10 protein-coding genes are annotated in these 16,529 nt (G+C 40.5%); 3 read left to right on the forward strand and 7 right to left on the reverse strand.

All coding sequences use genetic code 11. The features are described from left to right. Nucleotides 1-29 precede the first annotated feature (29 nt). Nucleotides 30-1,685, reverse strand: coding sequence for a P-loop NTPase fold protein (locus E0H87_RS14040; RefSeq protein WP_131324153.1), 1,656 nt, complete (start codon nt 1,683-1,685; stop codon nt 30-32). 106 nt (nt 1,686-1,791) lie between these two features. Between E0H87_RS14040 and E0H87_RS14045 the strand changes: the two genes are divergently transcribed. Then, nucleotides 1,792-2,586: a toxin-antitoxin system YwqK family antitoxin gene (locus E0H87_RS14045; protein WP_165493972.1), complete on the forward strand. Its 795-nt coding sequence runs from the start codon at nt 1,792-1,794 to the stop codon at nt 2,584-2,586. Nucleotides 2,587-2,620: 34 nt separating this feature from the next. On the opposite strand, the gene E0H87_RS14050 is transcribed toward E0H87_RS14045, so the two are convergent. Both E0H87_RS14050 and blaOXA read right to left on the reverse strand, forming a co-directional pair. After that, the gene (locus E0H87_RS14050) at nt 2,621-4,324 is read right to left on the reverse strand and encodes a GGDEF domain-containing protein (protein ID WP_131324155.1); all 1,704 of its coding nucleotides are present in this window, start codon (nt 4,322-4,324) and stop codon (nt 2,621-2,623) included. Nucleotides 4,325-4,524: 200 nt separating this feature from the next. Further along, entirely contained in the window at nt 4,525-5,364 is an 840-nt protein-coding gene (blaOXA, locus tag E0H87_RS14055) for an OXA-1036 family carbapenem-hydrolyzing class D beta-lactamase (protein WP_413773128.1), read from the reverse strand. A gap of 1,069 nt (nt 5,365-6,433) precedes the next feature. Between blaOXA and omp33-36 the strand changes: the two genes are divergently transcribed. Next, complete coding sequence (omp33-36, locus tag E0H87_RS14060; protein WP_131324156.1) at nt 6,434-7,312, forward strand: porin Omp33-36; 879 nt, start codon at nt 6,434-6,436, stop codon at nt 7,310-7,312. A gap of 52 nt (nt 7,313-7,364) precedes the next feature. Here omp33-36 and E0H87_RS14065 read toward each other — a convergent pair whose 3' ends face one another. The 4 genes from E0H87_RS14065 to E0H87_RS14080 form a co-directional block, all read right to left on the reverse strand. Further along, entirely contained in the window at nt 7,365-9,338 is a 1,974-nt protein-coding gene (locus E0H87_RS14065; protein WP_131324157.1) for a BCCT family transporter, read from the reverse strand. A gap of 180 nt (nt 9,339-9,518) precedes the next feature. Beyond that, complete coding sequence (locus tag E0H87_RS14070) at nt 9,519-10,190, reverse strand: ion channel (RefSeq protein ID WP_131324158.1); 672 nt, start codon at nt 10,188-10,190, stop codon at nt 9,519-9,521. 203 nt (nt 10,191-10,393) lie between these two features. Further along, complete coding sequence (locus tag E0H87_RS14075) at nt 10,394-12,109, reverse strand: cation acetate symporter (protein WP_131324159.1); 1,716 nt, start codon at nt 12,107-12,109, stop codon at nt 10,394-10,396. Beyond that, complete coding sequence (locus E0H87_RS14080) at nt 12,109-12,441, reverse strand: DUF485 domain-containing protein (protein ID WP_131324160.1); 333 nt, start codon at nt 12,439-12,441, stop codon at nt 12,109-12,111. The genes E0H87_RS14075 and E0H87_RS14080 overlap by 1 nt, the downstream gene beginning before the upstream one ends. Nucleotides 12,442-12,626: 185 nt before the next feature. Between E0H87_RS14080 and E0H87_RS14085 the strand changes: the two genes are divergently transcribed. Beyond that, a complete protein-coding gene (locus E0H87_RS14085; protein WP_131324161.1) occupies nt 12,627-16,118 on the forward strand; it encodes a PAS domain-containing hybrid sensor histidine kinase/response regulator in 3,492 nt (1,163 codons plus the stop codon). Nucleotides 16,119-16,529: the final 411 nt, after the last annotated feature.

Consider the following 16,529-nt stretch of genomic DNA (forward strand, 5'->3'; position numbering starts at 1 on the left):
TTATAAAGGGCTCATAAGAGCCCTTTTTTTCAGTTATCTAATCTAGTAATAAGAAAATCCATATAGCTTTTATAAAATTCATCTGTTTGTCCTTTTTCGTTATAAATTTCAGTAATCACATTACGAATCTGTTCACCCAAATCAGAGCCTTTTTCTCGTTCCAATACTTTTTTAACAATATAACTACTATTTATTGAGTCAAATCTCGAATCCTGAGGAATTTCATCAAATAGTATTTTTTCCCAGTCTTCTTTACTTGCCTTCTGGACGGACAATTCATCTTTATTGCTCCATTCTTGTCTAACATGAATATTAAAAATTGCATCAATTAAATTTGGAAGTTTCTCTTTATCTAATTCATAAGTCTCTACAAATTTTTTGAATATTGGCCTCACCTCTCCGAAGCTGTCATACAAACGAAAACCAGATATGTCTTTTTCAATTTTTCCCTTAAGCCAGTCAATAATCTCTTGTTCTAAAGTCGTTACGTCTATGTTGAAAATTTCTAAAATTTTTAAAGCAAAACTTAAATTGCTTAGATTCTCTAGTCCTATCACAAGCCTTGTTTTTTCATAAAAATTATCTGGAAATTTTTTATCAACCTTTAATCCCCAAAAGTCTTCACAGCCTTGATGAAAATTATCTTTATGTTTATTGTTCTCTTCTGAAATTAAAGTAGAGTTTGCTAATTGATTTAATAATTCAAAATCTAACGTACCTACCTGATTAAACCATTTTTTAAATTCATTAAGCCATTCATCTGACCGTAAAAAGTATGAATTAATCGAGAATAAACTTTCATAAGTTTTAACTTTTTGCCCGGACCAGTCTTTTTGCTTATCCTTTATTATTATTTTTATATCTTCCCAATCAAACTCATAAGAAATTCCAAATTCCTCAATAAAATAGCCTTGTAAAATCCGAACTAAAATTATTTCTTTTGTCGAGTCTGCAACTGTTTCAGGTAATTGTTCTCGAAATTGCTTATATAATTTAATGACTTTTTGAAAAAATCTAAAATTATGAACACCTAACTCATCTGCAAACTTCACCATTAATTCAATTAATGGCTCATCCATATCTTGTGTATTTGCACGAATCAAAGGCTCAACCGAGTTAATGATGATTGTTTCATCAATCAACTTTTCTTTATATTCCGCATACTTTTTCTTATTTTCTCCTTCAGCTTTATCTTCATCTAAGATCAAAATCACCTGACAATTCTTTTCTAATTTAAGCTGATTCGCTAAACCCATAACATCTTTAATATCAAGCTTATTCGACATGCGCTCAAAATCATCAAAACAAATGATGGCATCTTTAACCTGATTAAACATCAAACTATCAAAAACCTTGGCGGAAGCACTGACACCAAACTGTGAAACTCTTGTATCCTTTAAAATGGATGGCAATCCTCGAATCCATCGAGGAATCTCCAAAGCTGAATGATTATTTTCAATATTGCTATAAATATGCGTTTTCAAGTCACTAAGTGACTCTAAACCAAACAAAGAAACATACACATATTTCTTTTTAAAATTAACTTCATCTCTAAAACTATTCCAAAAGAAAGTTTTACCAACTCCCCATGAGCCAGTAATTGCTATCGCTGTTCCGACATTGCCTACGCTGATGTTATCTTCAAGCAAATTTTTTAGACGTGTTCTTTTTTCTTCTAAATTCATATTTAAATAACGTAAAATCCGACTCGGCTTTAATCAAAACAGAAGCCCTATGACTTTTCAATAACTCAATTACATTATCAAAATCATGAAAGCATTCCTTCTCAGCATGTCTTTGGGACTTGTGTCCCTATACACTTTCGCCGATGGCTATATCAATGAAAATATGATTGTTTTCACATCTGAATCGGATGGCAGTGATGACCCATGGCAAGACCATCCCAAGTGCACACCCAGTATTCAAGCGGGCGGTTCTTCAAAATCATGGCTAGTGCAATATTTCTATGCCGACCAAAGCCCCTTAACCTCTGGATTTATCACCACACAAAAACCTTCCAACAAAGCCAGTGAATGCGAACATCTGGTGCATTTTCCAGATCAAGTGCAAGGTTCAGGAACATTTGAAAGTTATTATCCGAATGGAAAAATGCGCAGCCACATTGAATACGAAGATGGCAGTTATCATGGCAAACTCACCTTCTGGCATGCCAATGGCTTAAAAGAGCAAGAGTCGACAATGAACCATGGCATTCCTGATGGGGAATATCGTATTTGGCATTCGAATGGACAATTGGCACTGTCCATGAAATATAAAGATGAGCTACAAAATGGTATGAAACAACGTTGGTATGCCGACGGCAAGCCATGGACCTATGTGCGTTTTGAACATGGTGTAATGCGTGGCGAACTCAAACAATGGTTTCACAACGGCCAATTGGAACGTCGCGGAGAATACCGCAATGGACTCAGACAAAACCGCTATGAAATTTGGTACGACGATGGTACGCCTGAAGCTGTCTTAACTTACGATGCAGGCAATATTATCCAAGCCCAGTGTTGGAACGAAGCCGGCAAAGCTCGTGCTCGCAATAGTTGTCTTACCAGCTATCAAGATGAAGAATAATTCTGAATAAACACTTATTGATGCGGTGATCGGTCTAACCTTGCACCGCATTTTTCCCTTTCGCCTTCGCTTTAAATAAAGACTGATCGGCTTTATGAAATAACTCTAACCAACTAGCACCACCAATGGCATAGCCCGCACTGACAGACACATGTAAATCGGGGACTAGCCCCACCTGCATATTTGTTCTGTCTACATCACGTCGAATCTGATCGGCAATGCTCAGCGCTTCTACATCATTCATTTGCTCAAGCAAGACCAAAAATTCATCGCCACCATAACGTACAATTAAATCCGTGCTACGCACATTGGCTTTTAAGATATTGGCCACCATCTGAATCACTTTGTCTCCAATCATATGCCCATACTGATCATTCACTTGCTTAAAATCATCAATATCAATCACAATCAAACACAATTTTTCGAGTTTCTTCGGCTGATTTTCTAAATGCCGAATATAACTCTCTAAAGCCAAACGATTTGCCACCCCAGTTAAAGCATCAGAATTGGCAATATTTTTTAATTGAAACTCTAAAGCATCTCGCTGCTGCAACATACTTTCTAATTTACGTATCGCCATAAACAGTGAATCCACGCCTGAACCCTGCTGCAAGGTTTCAGTTGTCTCAAGTTTTGAGCCTTGGGATAAATTCAAAATCGTTTCTCGCGCCTGAATTAACGGTTCAAAAACCTTACGACGTGCATAGATCATGGTAAATAAAGCAGCAAACAAAGAAATGGTGGTCACAAAAAGGGTGAGATAAAATTGGCGTTTCGCTTGTAATTTCTCTCGTTCTGCCACTTGCAAACTATAGTCCAAAATATAGGTTTGCAAATTCACAACGGAACTGAATTTATCGACGATTTTTTGGGTTAACTCAGTACCCGATAATTCGTAAGGTCGCCCTGCAAGGCTGTCTTGGATCAAATGTTGTACCGTACTAATGCCCTGTTCAAGAAAATCCGTTCTTACTTTTTCATGTAATTGCATGAATTCAGTAGTCTTATCTTGTTCAGGCAAAATGGTATTTACCAAATCCCATAAATAATGTGCCTGATGTTGAGTTTGTAAAGAACGTGCCAGATTGGTATCTGGCATTTTCTGCTGGAAAGTCACTGGGGCAATCACATTCGAAGCAACACGTCCTGCTTGGTCTCGTAAATCCGCCAAAATTAAAATCAAGGTATAGTAATTTGAAGTATGTTTATCAAGGCTTTGTGAATGAATCACCATATGTTTCAATACACTATGACTTTCATCCCATGCCGAAAACATCTGTAATATGGCAGCATCCAATTGTTCCATATTGCGTTCTGAACGGGGCAAAGCTGCATAGCTATCGACGGCATGACGCCCTTGCTGTAGCTGTGGTTGTAATTGCGTCACAATTTCAGTCGCTTCCGCACTAAATCCTGTTTCTTTGAGTCTTAAAATGGTGCTCTGAATATGTTGATCGACCCCTCGACGATATTCAGCTAATTCTTGTAGGTTTTGTGCATATTCTTCAGGGGTACTCGACATGACTTTGTTGCTGGGCGCACGTTCACGTGAAATTTTATTGGATAGTTCAGCAACTGCACGCAGACTCTGAATTTCTGCTAAAAACAGCTGTGCCTGCTGGTAATTTTGGTAGCTTTTAAAAATAAGGGGGACGGAAATAAACAGTAACGACAGGACAATGACCAACATTGCACCCAATAATCGTTGACTTATATTTTCTGCCCGTAATTTTGCCATGAATATGATTAAATTTCGCTACGTTGCTTGTTTATAGTTAAACCATAACCTTTATAAAAGATGCAACTCTGAAAACGATATTTTAATTTGTTACTTTTATTTCGCGTTGAGACATTTAACTTTAGCAGAACCAATGGAGTATCCTAAGGCAACCTTAACTGCTTTGATCTTGTTTGCCCTGAATCTTCTATCGTTTTGCCTTATAAATAAGGAAAAACACCCAGTTTATCCAAAGCATCTAGGGTAAGTTGTTTACGCATTGCCAATTGTAGCTCATTTTTTATTTGCATATTTAAGGCAAATGCCAAAATTTTGCCGTTGGGCTGTTCCACCCATCCTACATACCAACCTACCTGAGGCTGTACATGGGTACCCCATCCTGACTTGGCATACAATTTGGCAACACCGCGGTGCTCCACATAAAGCATTTCTTTCACCTCTTGTTGAACCTGTGCATCAAAAGGTAAAGTCTGGGTCGCAAGTCGGTAAGCAAACTCAGCTTCTTGTTGCGGTGTAATCTTTAAGGGTCCATCTAACCAAAAACGGTCGACCTGTGTTCCAATCTGAGCATTTCCATAACCGACACGACCAAGCTCCTTTTGCATCAACGGTAGACCAATACGACGGGCTAAGGTTTGATAGACAGGAACTGCTGACACTTGCATCGCCTCTGCCAAAGTCATGTCCTTTTCCCAGCTTTTCAATGCACGTGCTGTTCCATCCCATACAAATACTTCAGTAGTCGTGGTTTTATGCTGCTGCAAACCAATTAAAGCATTTAACATTTTAAAGGTCGAAGCAGGAATATAGGCTGTTTCGGCACGTTGCAAATCATTGCCAAAACGTTGCAATTTTTCCCCATCATAAGTCACAAAGACCACTGCGCTATCTACCGCTTGAAACATGTGATTTAGCTCAACCAATCGTGGTGGTTGCATTATCGACTGGTGCTGAGTTTGATCCTTAATAGCTTGCTGACTACATGCACTTAACAGCATCCAACTTAAAACCGAACAAGATAACCCTTTGAGCATCCACATCCTGACTCGCTCCCTCATTTTTAGACTTATCATAGCCAAGTTTTGACCAAATGGAATAAACTCAATGGAATTTGTTTACTTTTGATCCATTATGGTGCATAATGCACAACATTAGGGCGTTTTTAATTTCATCCTCAGCAGATATTTTTAAATTTCCCTGTTTTTTGGCGAAAAAATCCCAGTTTATTTATTTAAATTGGGATTTTTTTTGCCTATGCACTTTAATCTCAACATTAATTTCAAGCAAATTCAAAACATAAATGCACCATATTAGTGCATAAAATCAATATAAATTCGGGCTTACTCGGTCTATTTAAGATCGTATCACCCATCGCTAAAATGTCTTTAAACAAGCCGATTGGCTCGCTATAGCGCAATCTCTTACCAACATGCCCCAGCTTAGCCCCTCAATTTTATGTTGCTCTTTTTGAGTCAAAATTCATGTTTTTAAAGGCAAAAAAAAGCCCAACCTTGGGGAAAGCTGGGCGATAAACTAAAAACTTTTTGTGGAGAATCAGGCAGGTATCACACTATTCGCATGAAACATGATCTGATTACCCAATTATTATGTCTCTCTTTTTCTCAGAAGTAAAGCCGATTAAATTCCTTTGTTTTATATAAAAACACTTTTAATACACATTAAGAGAATCAAGTCACACTAATGAGAGAAAATCGCTTATTAAAAATCCAATTGTTACATTTTTTGCACTATTTAATTAAATTTTGAGCAATTATTTGGAGTGAATCACAAAATATTGCTACAATTGAATGAAATTTATCATTGTTTTTGACAATTATTATTAGATAATTAATTCCTTTTTACAATAAATAAGCCAGCTTGTTTTGCACCATTTTTGTACCAAAAAGTTAGAAAAGGAAGAACTTATTCAATTGTAATCGCTATCTTTTTTTAAAGGTTGACACGATTTTTTCTATTTGTCTACTTTCTGTACATCACTTTTCCCACGTCAATACTGATTGCAATCTGTAACACGCGCTTAATTGACTAAATAAATTGTTACAATACAATGCCACTTGTTTAATCCATTCTAACAAACTGGTAACACTCATGAAAAAACTCGGTTTAGCCACTGCATTATTATTAGCCATGACCGGTGCTCAAGCATACCAATTCGAAGTACAAGGTCAGTCTGAGTACATCGATGCATCTGCAGCAAACGACAAAGACTTTACTGGCGGTGTGCAAGGTACTTACTACTTTAAAGATGTAGATTCTTCTAAAGGTCCTTTAGCTGAAGCAGCTTTCTTAAACCAAGCCTCAAACGTTTCTTTGGCATATAACTATGCTGAATTAGGTTCGAACGGTCTTGATGTTACTGCTCATAACTATGGTGCTAAAGCTGAAGCTTATGTACCAACTAAATTTGTACCTGTATACACAAGCGCGTCTTACAGCCATACAATTCTTGACAGCAAAAACAACAATGCATCTGACGATCAAGGCGACCGTTATGCATTAGAAGTTGGTGCTTTAGCTGCACCGAATTTCTTGGTTGCTGTAGGTTATACTAGCGTTGCAGACCAATTTGCTTTAGATGCATTTAATGTAATGAACAAAGGTGTTGTTAGTGCTGTTGGTGAAACTGCAACTATTGGTGAAGACCAAGATGCAATCACTGCACGCACTAAATATGTAGGCAACATTGACGGCACAAACATGGCTGTAGGTTTCGAGTCTGGTATCGTTTATGGTGATGACACAGCTTACCAATTCAAAACTGATTTATATGTAACACCAAAACTTAGCGTTGGTGCTTCTTATGTAAAATCAAGCTTTGACAACACTCCTGACTCTGCTTGGGGCGCAAACGTAAATTACTTCATCACTCCAGCAGTTGCTGTAGGTGCAAGCTATGTTAATGCGAATGCAAAAGCTGTTGATCTTGACACGCAAACTGTTGGCTTAAATGCTAAATTCCGTTTCTAATTGATTAGACACTGAATCAAAAAAGGACGCGATATGCGTCCTTTTTTAGTGCTTATAAGTTCGGGCTACGCACCAAACTCAAGAAATGCAGATGTCGTTCATACTGATCAATAATATCTTGCAGTAAATCTTCCAACGTCCAGTCCATCACATCATAATTTTGTCCGCCTTCACGCAAGAAAACTTCGGCTTGATAGAAGGGCTGATCTTGCTCTCGCGCATCTGCCATAAAACTCGGTGGCTGAGTCTCGCGTGAAACGACTTCATAAATAAAATTAATTTCATTGTGATGATCGACGCGCAATTGTAATCCGTGTTCAATTGGTCGAATGGTGACTTCAAGCTGACGGCGCTGAAATTCCTTTTGTACCTGCAGAAAGGCGTGTTGCACATCTTGCTGTATAAACTGCTGCACTTCTTGTTGGGTATGCGGGTAATGCATAATCAATCCCAAACGCTGCTGCCAACTGCGCGGATTTTGAATGGCACGCGGAGTAATACGGGCTTCTTGTAGCGCTTGCATTTTGGTCAAATCCAAACTGAGTGCTTTGATTAACCCCCAACACATCAGCAACATAATTAAGGTAAACGGTAACGCACTCATAATGGTGGCAGATTGTAATGCCGCCAAGCCCCCTGCCACCAATAGAATAATCGAGAGCAGTGCGATTAAAACCGTCCAAAATAATCGCTGCCATAAAGGTGAGTTTTCACTTTCTGCGGTTAAGTAATCAATCACGAGTGAGCCTGAATCGGCAGAAGTTACAAAGAAAAGGACCACCAATACCGTCGCAATCAGGCAAGAAATTTGTGCAAATGGAAGATGCATCAAAAACTCGAATAGTGCCACGGATGAATCGCGCTGAACCGCTGCAATCAAGGAACTTTGCCCATCGTGAATAATACTGAACAGTGCCGCATTGCCCATAAAACCCATCCAGATTAAAGTAAAACCTGTCGGGATAAATAACACACCAACAATAAATTCTCGGATACTGCGTCCACGGGATACCCGAGCAATAAACATCCCGACAAATGGTGACCATGAAATCCACCACGCCCAATACATAATGGTCCAACCGCCAATCCAACCATTGGGTTGATAGGCGTACAAGTTGAAAGTCATCGTGAATAAGTTAGAGATATATTGCCCTGCATTTTGAATGCTGGTTTGTAAGATATAAATTGAGGAACTCGCGAAAAAAACAAATAAAAGTAACACTAAAGCGAGAAGCAGATTCAACTCAGACAGCCGTTTAATCCCTTTATCCAAACCAAAGCCGACCGATAATGCTGCTAAAAAGCTGACAAAAACAATCAAACCTACTTGAATAGCAACACTTTGCTGAATCCCAAACAAATAATTCAGACCAGAATTAATTTGAGTGACCCCAAAACCTAAAGTGGTTGCCACCCCAAAAATGGTGCCCACAGTTGCAAAGGTGTCGACTGCATCGCCCACAGGGCCATATATTTTTTTGCCAACCAGCGGATACAATGCTGAACGAACTTTAAGCGGTAAATTATGTCGAAAAGAGAAGTAAGCCAGTGATAAGCCCACCAGGGCGTAAATGGCCCATGCATGTAGGCCCCAATGGAAAAAAGTAATCCGCATGGCTTGCTGAGCCGAAGCTAAAGTTTCGCCATCTCCAGTCGGTGGATTGACATAATGCATGACGGGCTCAGCCACGCCAAAAAACATCAGTCCAATTCCCATACCCGCGGTAAACAGCATCGCAAACCAAGAGCTTTTACTGTATTCAGGGCTACTATGATCAGGTCCCAGTTTAATTTTACCCATACCCGACATAGCGATAAAAATAAGTAAAATGAGAAAGAACGCAACGGCTAAAACATAAAACCAGCTAAAAGAATCAATAATCCATTGATTTAAATGCTTGGTTAAGCTTTCAAAACCGCTCGGGTCAAATAAAATTAAAGCCAAAAATAGCCCGATAATTGCGACCGTACTTAAAAATACATTCCGTTTGACATTGGCAAATGGAGACGTCTTGATGGAAGGCATAATTTCCCCCAGAAGATTTTTATAGATGTAAAAAAGATGAAACCAATCAGGTTAATTTCGCGAGTCTTATAAAGAAGTGAATATGCTAAATTTTAACAATTCTTAATAATGATAGTGAATCCTGCGAGCCGAGGCAGTTCAATTCCTGTAACGATTTACCACGTAGCATTAGTCATTATTTTATCTGGGATCATGCCGAATATACTGTAGCGCAATGAGTCGGGAAACGATTAAGGCCAAATACATGACGCCGCAAAACATTTGTAACATTGCTAAAATACGCGCTGCTGGCGTCATCGGCATAATATCGGAGAGCCCTGTAGCCGACTGTAAACTAAAGCTTAAAAACAGCAGATTCAACCAAGATTGCAGACCTGCGGTTGGACTTTGAAAACTATTCGGAATCAAAAGTTGGCAAATATTGTATAAAAATGCAAAGCCCCAAGCGATAAGTGTAAACACCGCTCCTGCTGCAAACATTTCATCTTTGGTTAAATAACGGTCTGCAAACATATAGCGAACCAAACCATAAGCGGCCAAAAAATAAGCCAAACTTTCAAAACTGTGTGCAATCACCTGCATTGTGATGGTGTCGAAACCCAACAAAATAAGAAAGGAAAAAATAAAAGCACCACCAACAAAGCTTAAACCCAAAAAAGTATAAACGGGCGTTTGCCGAATGACTTTGGCAATAATCAGTAAGGCCAAAACGCCTAAGCACCACATAAAGGCCCGATATGACAAACCCCGATGCCCCATCATCGACAGCCACAACATACAGAATTGAACCAACAATAACCATGCCGATGGTAATAAGCGAAATCCTTTCCAGAAATCGATCATCACTTGCATATTGATCTGCCTTTTTTTTGAATAGATCGGGATATTTCCAATATTTGTGTCGGGTTATTTTTAAGTGAAATGTTCTTCTACTTCTTCCGTTTTAGCCTATTTAATCCGCTGGGTCTAGCGGATATTTGCTGTTCATGCTTCGCTTACTTTGAATACACAACAAAAAAGCCCCTAACGGAGCTTTCTTGTTGCTGAATGCAAGATTAGTGATCAGATGCGCCTGAAATACCAATACCTGTCATAGAGCGTACATACTGTGCATCGAATGCTTTACGTTCTGCTTGAGCACGTGCAGAGTTATCTGTCACAGAGAACAACCAGCAGCAGAAGAACGCCAACGGCATTGCAAAGATTGCAGGACCATTGAATGGGTTGATTGGCGTATCAGAAATACCCAATGTATCTACCCAAACTGCTTTCGCTAAGATAATCAGTACCACTGCAGTTACTAGACCGACCAAACCGCCAATCACTGCACCACGTGTAGTTAAACCTTTCCAGAACATTGATAATACAAGTACTGGGAAGTTCGCACATGCCGCTACTGAGAATGCTAAACCTACCATGAAGGCAACGTTTTGTTTTTCGAACAAAATACCCAAAATCATTGCAAAAATAGCTAAACCTAAAGTTGCAATTTTAGACATACGAAGTTCAGATTCAGGAGTCGTTTGACCTTTCTTGAATACGTTTGCATACAAGTCATGCGAGATTGCTGAAGCACCAGACAATGTCAAACCTGCAACTACTGCAAGAATGGTTGCGAATGCTACTGCTGAAATGAAGCCCATGAACAAGTCACCGCCGAGTGCATCAGACAAGTGAACCGCAGCCATGTTGTTACCACCAACAAGCTCTAGCTTGCCAGTCATTGCCATTTTCGCAACATCAAGGAACTGTGGGTTGTTCGATACATAAAGGATCGCACCAAAGCCGATGATGAAAGTTAAAAGGTAGAAGTAACCGATAAAACCTGTTGCAACAACCACTGATTTACGTGCTTCTTTGGCATCTTTAACGGTAAAGAAACGCATTAAGATGTGAGGCAGACCTGCTGTACCGAACATCAATGCAAGACCTAAAGAAATCGCATCAATTGGGTTCGCGGCAAGTTTACCAGGACCCATGATCTTGCCTGCTTCTTCTAAAGTAGTCTCATGTACTTTCGCAAAAACATCAATCGATTGAGAGAACATTTCAGAGAAGCTAAAGCCAACACCTTTCATGACCATGAATGCCATGAACGTTGCGCCAGACAAGAGCATTACTGCTTTAATAATCTGTACCCAAGTCGTTGCCAACATTCCACCGAAGATTACGTAAGCCATCATCAGAAGACCAACGATCACTACCGCAATGTTGTAGTTCAAGCCGAACAAAAGTTTGATTAGCTGACCCGCACCCACCATCTGAGCAATCAGATAGAATGCCACCACAACCAATGAACTGATTGCTGCAAGTGTACGTACTGGTTTTTCCGCTAAACGGAATGACACCACGTCAGATAAGTTGAACTTACCTAAGTTACGTAGACGTTCAGCCACCAAGAACAATACAACTGGCCAACCTACCATGAAACCCAATGAATACAGCAAGCCATCAAAACCTGAGCTGAAAACCATTGCGGAAATACCCAAGAATGACGCTGCGGACATATAGTCACCCGCAATTGCTAAACCATTTTGGAAACCTGAGATCCCACCACCTGCTGTATAGAAGTCCGTGGTACTGGTGGTTTGTTTTGCCGCCCATTTGGTAATAAACAAGGTAAAACCAACAAAAATGGCGAACATGATAATCGCATGCCAGTTGGTCGCTTGCTGTTCAGCTGCACCTAAGTCTGGACTCGCAAGTGCAACACTTGAAGCCAATAGGGTTGTTGCAGCGACTGTAAGTGCTTTCAATGAATTCCATTTCATTAGTGCTGTCCTTTCTCTTGCGCAATTGCTTTAACTTCACGCATTGCTTCTTCATTTAATGCATCGAGTTTGTTATTCGCGATATACGAATACACGGCACATAAAACAAAAGACAATACAATAATGCTTAGACCCAATGGCATACCAATCGTGGTAACACCACCACTAAAGGAAGTCATTAAAAACGCTTTGTTGTAGCCAACCAACAACATGAAACCAACATACACCACTAACATAATGACAGTCAGTGTCCAGCTGAGTTTACTTTTGCGACTGACCATTTCCTTAAATTTGGGATTTTGCAGAATTTGGTTTACCTGAACCTCATCCATAATCTTGCTCCTGTGAAGCGTCCAGCCATAGACGCATTTTTTAATTTGAATTATTTCGAATACAAACTTAACAATGTTGTAGGGTTCTTGTAATTTAGACTTTGGTCGTTAAATTTTAAGCAAATCAAACTGCCATCAACTTGAATAGGCTATGATAAGCCCGTAACTCGGGACAATTCGGCACTATGAACAGTTGGCTTATTATTGGCGTTCTCGCCCTTTACATCGTATTACTTTTTATTTGCGCCTTCTATGGCGAAAAACATGCAACTCGTCTCAGTACGCGCGGACGGATGCTGTTATTCAGCCTAACTTTAGGGGTGTATTGTTCTTCATGGACATTTTACGGTGCAACAGGTGCCGCAGTTCGGGAAGGCATAATCTTCCTGCCAATTTATTTAGGTCCTTTACTGTTTGTTGCCTTAGGTTATGACATTTGGCGCAGACTCGGTCGTGTGCGTCAACACCATGCCATTTCTTCAATTGCCGACTTTATGGCAGCGCGCTATGGGAAAAGTGGACCTTTAGCATCTCTGGTCACCATTTTGGCCGTCATTGCCATTATTCCCTATCTCGCACTACAACTACGTGCAATTGCCTTGAGTGCAACCGTCATTTTGCAGCAAAACACGGGGTTGGAAAGCACCACCAACAGTGTGCTTTTTCTCACGGGGATTCTGGCTATTTTGGCCATGATTTTCGGAACGAGGCAAATTGCCAATACCGAACAGCATGGCGGATTAATGCTGGCTGTGGCGTTTGAATCTTTTGTCAAATTATTCGCTTTGCTGTGTGTCGCCATTTTCTTTGTATTCGCTGAGCCTGAAAACCTTGGGCAAATTTCGCATGATGTCGGCAAAACCTTCAAAGATGTTCAATTGTTTGGCGTACCTGAAACCTTCTGGGTGCAAACGCTCTTGGCTGCCTTAGCCATCATCTGTTTACCCCGCCAATTCCATGTGGCCGTGGTCGAATTACGTGATGAAAAACATATTCGTGGTGCACGTCGCTGGTTTGCCATTTATCTAATTCTAACCACCTTAGCAATTATTCCGATTGCCAGTTGGGCATTGCATGCTGCACCTGAATATTTAGCGATTCCCGATGTTGCAGTGCTGTCTCTACCCATTAGCTACAATCAGGATTGGCTCACCATCTTGGCATTTTTGGGTGGATTTTCTGCCTCGACAGGCATGCTATTGGTGTCTTCAGTCGCCTTGTCCATTATGCTCAGTAATGACCTGATCATGCCTGCGCTATGGCGCTTTAATTTTCTTTCTCGACATGATAAACGCATGCCTTTGGTGCTGAAATTTACTCGTCGCGTCTGTATTTTAGCGGTCATGCTGTTGGGCTTTTTATTCTTCCATTTCTTTAATGATATTGATCAGCTCTCTGTATTTGGCTTATTGGCTTTTAGTGCTGTGGCACAATTTGCGCCTGCCTTGATTGGCGGTTTGTACTGGCGTGGTGGGAGTAAACAAGGCGTTTACGCAGGCTTAATTGTTGGTTTTATGATGTGGGCTTACACCCTACTGCTACCCACTATATTACGCAGCTTCCCCGAAGATTACACCACCTTCACCATGCAGTTCTTACTGCATGGCCCATTCGGTCTGGGCTGGTTACGCCCAGAAGCCCTACTGGGTTTTGAATCTTTTGCGCCATTAACCCACGGCGTGATTTGGGCTTTAGGTCTCAACATTCTGTTATATATCTGGATTTCTCGTATTTTCCGACCAAGTATTGCCGAACAGATTCAAGCCGAAAGTTTCTTTTATTATGAAACCAAACCTTTACCCGCCCAGAATCCATCTTCTGAAATCAATTATTTACACCATGATGTGGCGCGTTTAAAAGTTGCAGACTTAATTACCTTAGCCAAACGCATTACTGGAGATGGGCCTGCAACCCGAGCATTTGAACAATTCTGTCTACAAAACAATGTGGTTTTAAATGCCAACAGCAGCGCGAATGGCATGTGGTGGCGCTTTACCGAACAATATTTGGCAGGCACCATTGGCGCGGCATCTGCACGGACCTTATTAACGACCGCGATGGTCAATAATGGCTTAGCTTTGGGGCAAGTGGCCAATATTTTAGACCAAGCCTCTCAATGGCAACGCTTTAATCAAAACCTGATTATGACCATGATCGATCACATGACCCAAGGCGTGAGTGTGGTCGATGAAAACATGTGCTTGGTGGCATGGAATAATCAATATCTTAAATTATTCGATTATCCTAAAGATCTGGCCTATGTCGGCTGCCCAATTGCCGATTTAATTCGTTATAACGCAGAGCGTGGTGAATGTGGGCCAGGTTCCGTTGAAGAACATGTGCGTAAACGTATTCACTGGATGAAAGTCGGCAGTGCGCACGAATTTGAACGGATTCGTAAAGATGGTCGTGTCATTCAAATGCGGGGTAATCCAATTGAAGGCGGGGGGTTTGTAACCACCTTCGCCGACATTACTGCATTCCGAGAAAATGAAGCGATGCTAGAGGCACGGGTGCAAGATCGTACCCAACAGCTTGCTGATGCTTTGACCGAACAGCAATTGGCACGTGAACAGGCCGATAAAGCCAATATGTCAAAAAGCCGCTTTATTGCCGCAGCCAGTCATGACCTGCTACAACCCATGCATGCTGCACGTTTGTTCAGTACCGCTTTGGAACAAAGTGTTCAATCCGAAGAAGACCGTCAAACCTTACAACAACTCGATCGCGCCTTGCATGGTGCAGAAAGTATGTTATCGGCATTATTGGATATTGCCCGCTTAGAAGGCGGGACTATTCAACCAAAACGTCAAGCCTATCCACTACATGACTTGTTGAGCGACTTAGAATTACAGTTTAAGTCAATTGCCGCACAACGCGGGATTCAACTGCATGTACATGATGCTCAGTTCTGGATTGATACCGACCCGCAATGGATTCGCCGTATTATTCAGAACTTTGTTAGCAATGCCTTACGCTATACTGCCAAAGGACGTGTCATTGTCGGTGTTTTACGTGCTTCAGAACGTCCACAGCATATTCGGATTGGGGTTTGGGACACTGGACCTGGTATTGCCGAAGAGCAACGAATCAAGCTGTTTCAAGAATTCGAGCGTTGCGGACACACCTCCCCTTGGGGGGAACAAGGGCTAGGTCTCGGTCTGGCAATCGTACAACGCATGACGGGACTGTTAGATTATCCAGTACATGTCTATTCTGAACTTGGGAAAGGCTCCTGCTTCATGATTGAAGTGCCTGTAGTCGCAGCACCTAAGATCATTGCGACCCCTATACAAGCAGTACCCTTGAAAACCAAAGCTTATAAGATTCTATGTTTGGATAATGATGAAACCATTCTGGAAGGAATGAGTACCTTACTGACCAAATGGGGCTATCAAGTGTTTAAAGCCACAGAGCCAGAGCACGCCCTTACCCTGATTCAACAAGAAAACATTCAGGTTTGGTTGGTCGATCAACATTTAAATGATGAGAAAATGGGACTAGACTTTATTTTACAAAATCGTCAAGAAAAAGTACCCGTCGCACTCATTACGGCAGACTCTGATCCTGAATTGCCACAGACTTTAAAAGAACTGAATATCGTCTTGTTAAGAAAACCGTTAAAACCTGCATCGCTCAGATCATGGTTATCTGGACTGAAAATTTCTAGCGATTAAATTCCGAGAGCATCATTCTACGGTGCATTTGGCCTGTTCTGAATGCACCGTTTTACTTTAAAATGCCAAATGTGACCTCAGCAACGGCAAAAAAAATTAAACCCATTTCACTTCCAACCCCATCATATAAAATTAAATTATTGAAAATAAGAAAATTACAAAAAATCAGGGAGTCATTCTCGCATTTTGTTTTTTTGGCTATGGCAGATTCATTCAGGTTACATTAATGTACAGTTGTACACTTGGTTACAAAATTTCAAGTTCATCATTTTATTGATATTTATTACTTATTTTTCACCATCTACGACTTTAGTCTTATACATTTTCTAAAGCAGAAATTCCATAAATGAGGACATCCCCGAGCAAAAAAATTCACAAGACAAATCGCTCAATTGTCAATGCTCGCCCACA

Origin of the sequence: Acinetobacter sp. ANC 4178, assembly GCF_004331175.1 — a bacterium.
GTDB lineage: Bacteria > Pseudomonadota > Gammaproteobacteria > Pseudomonadales > Moraxellaceae > Acinetobacter.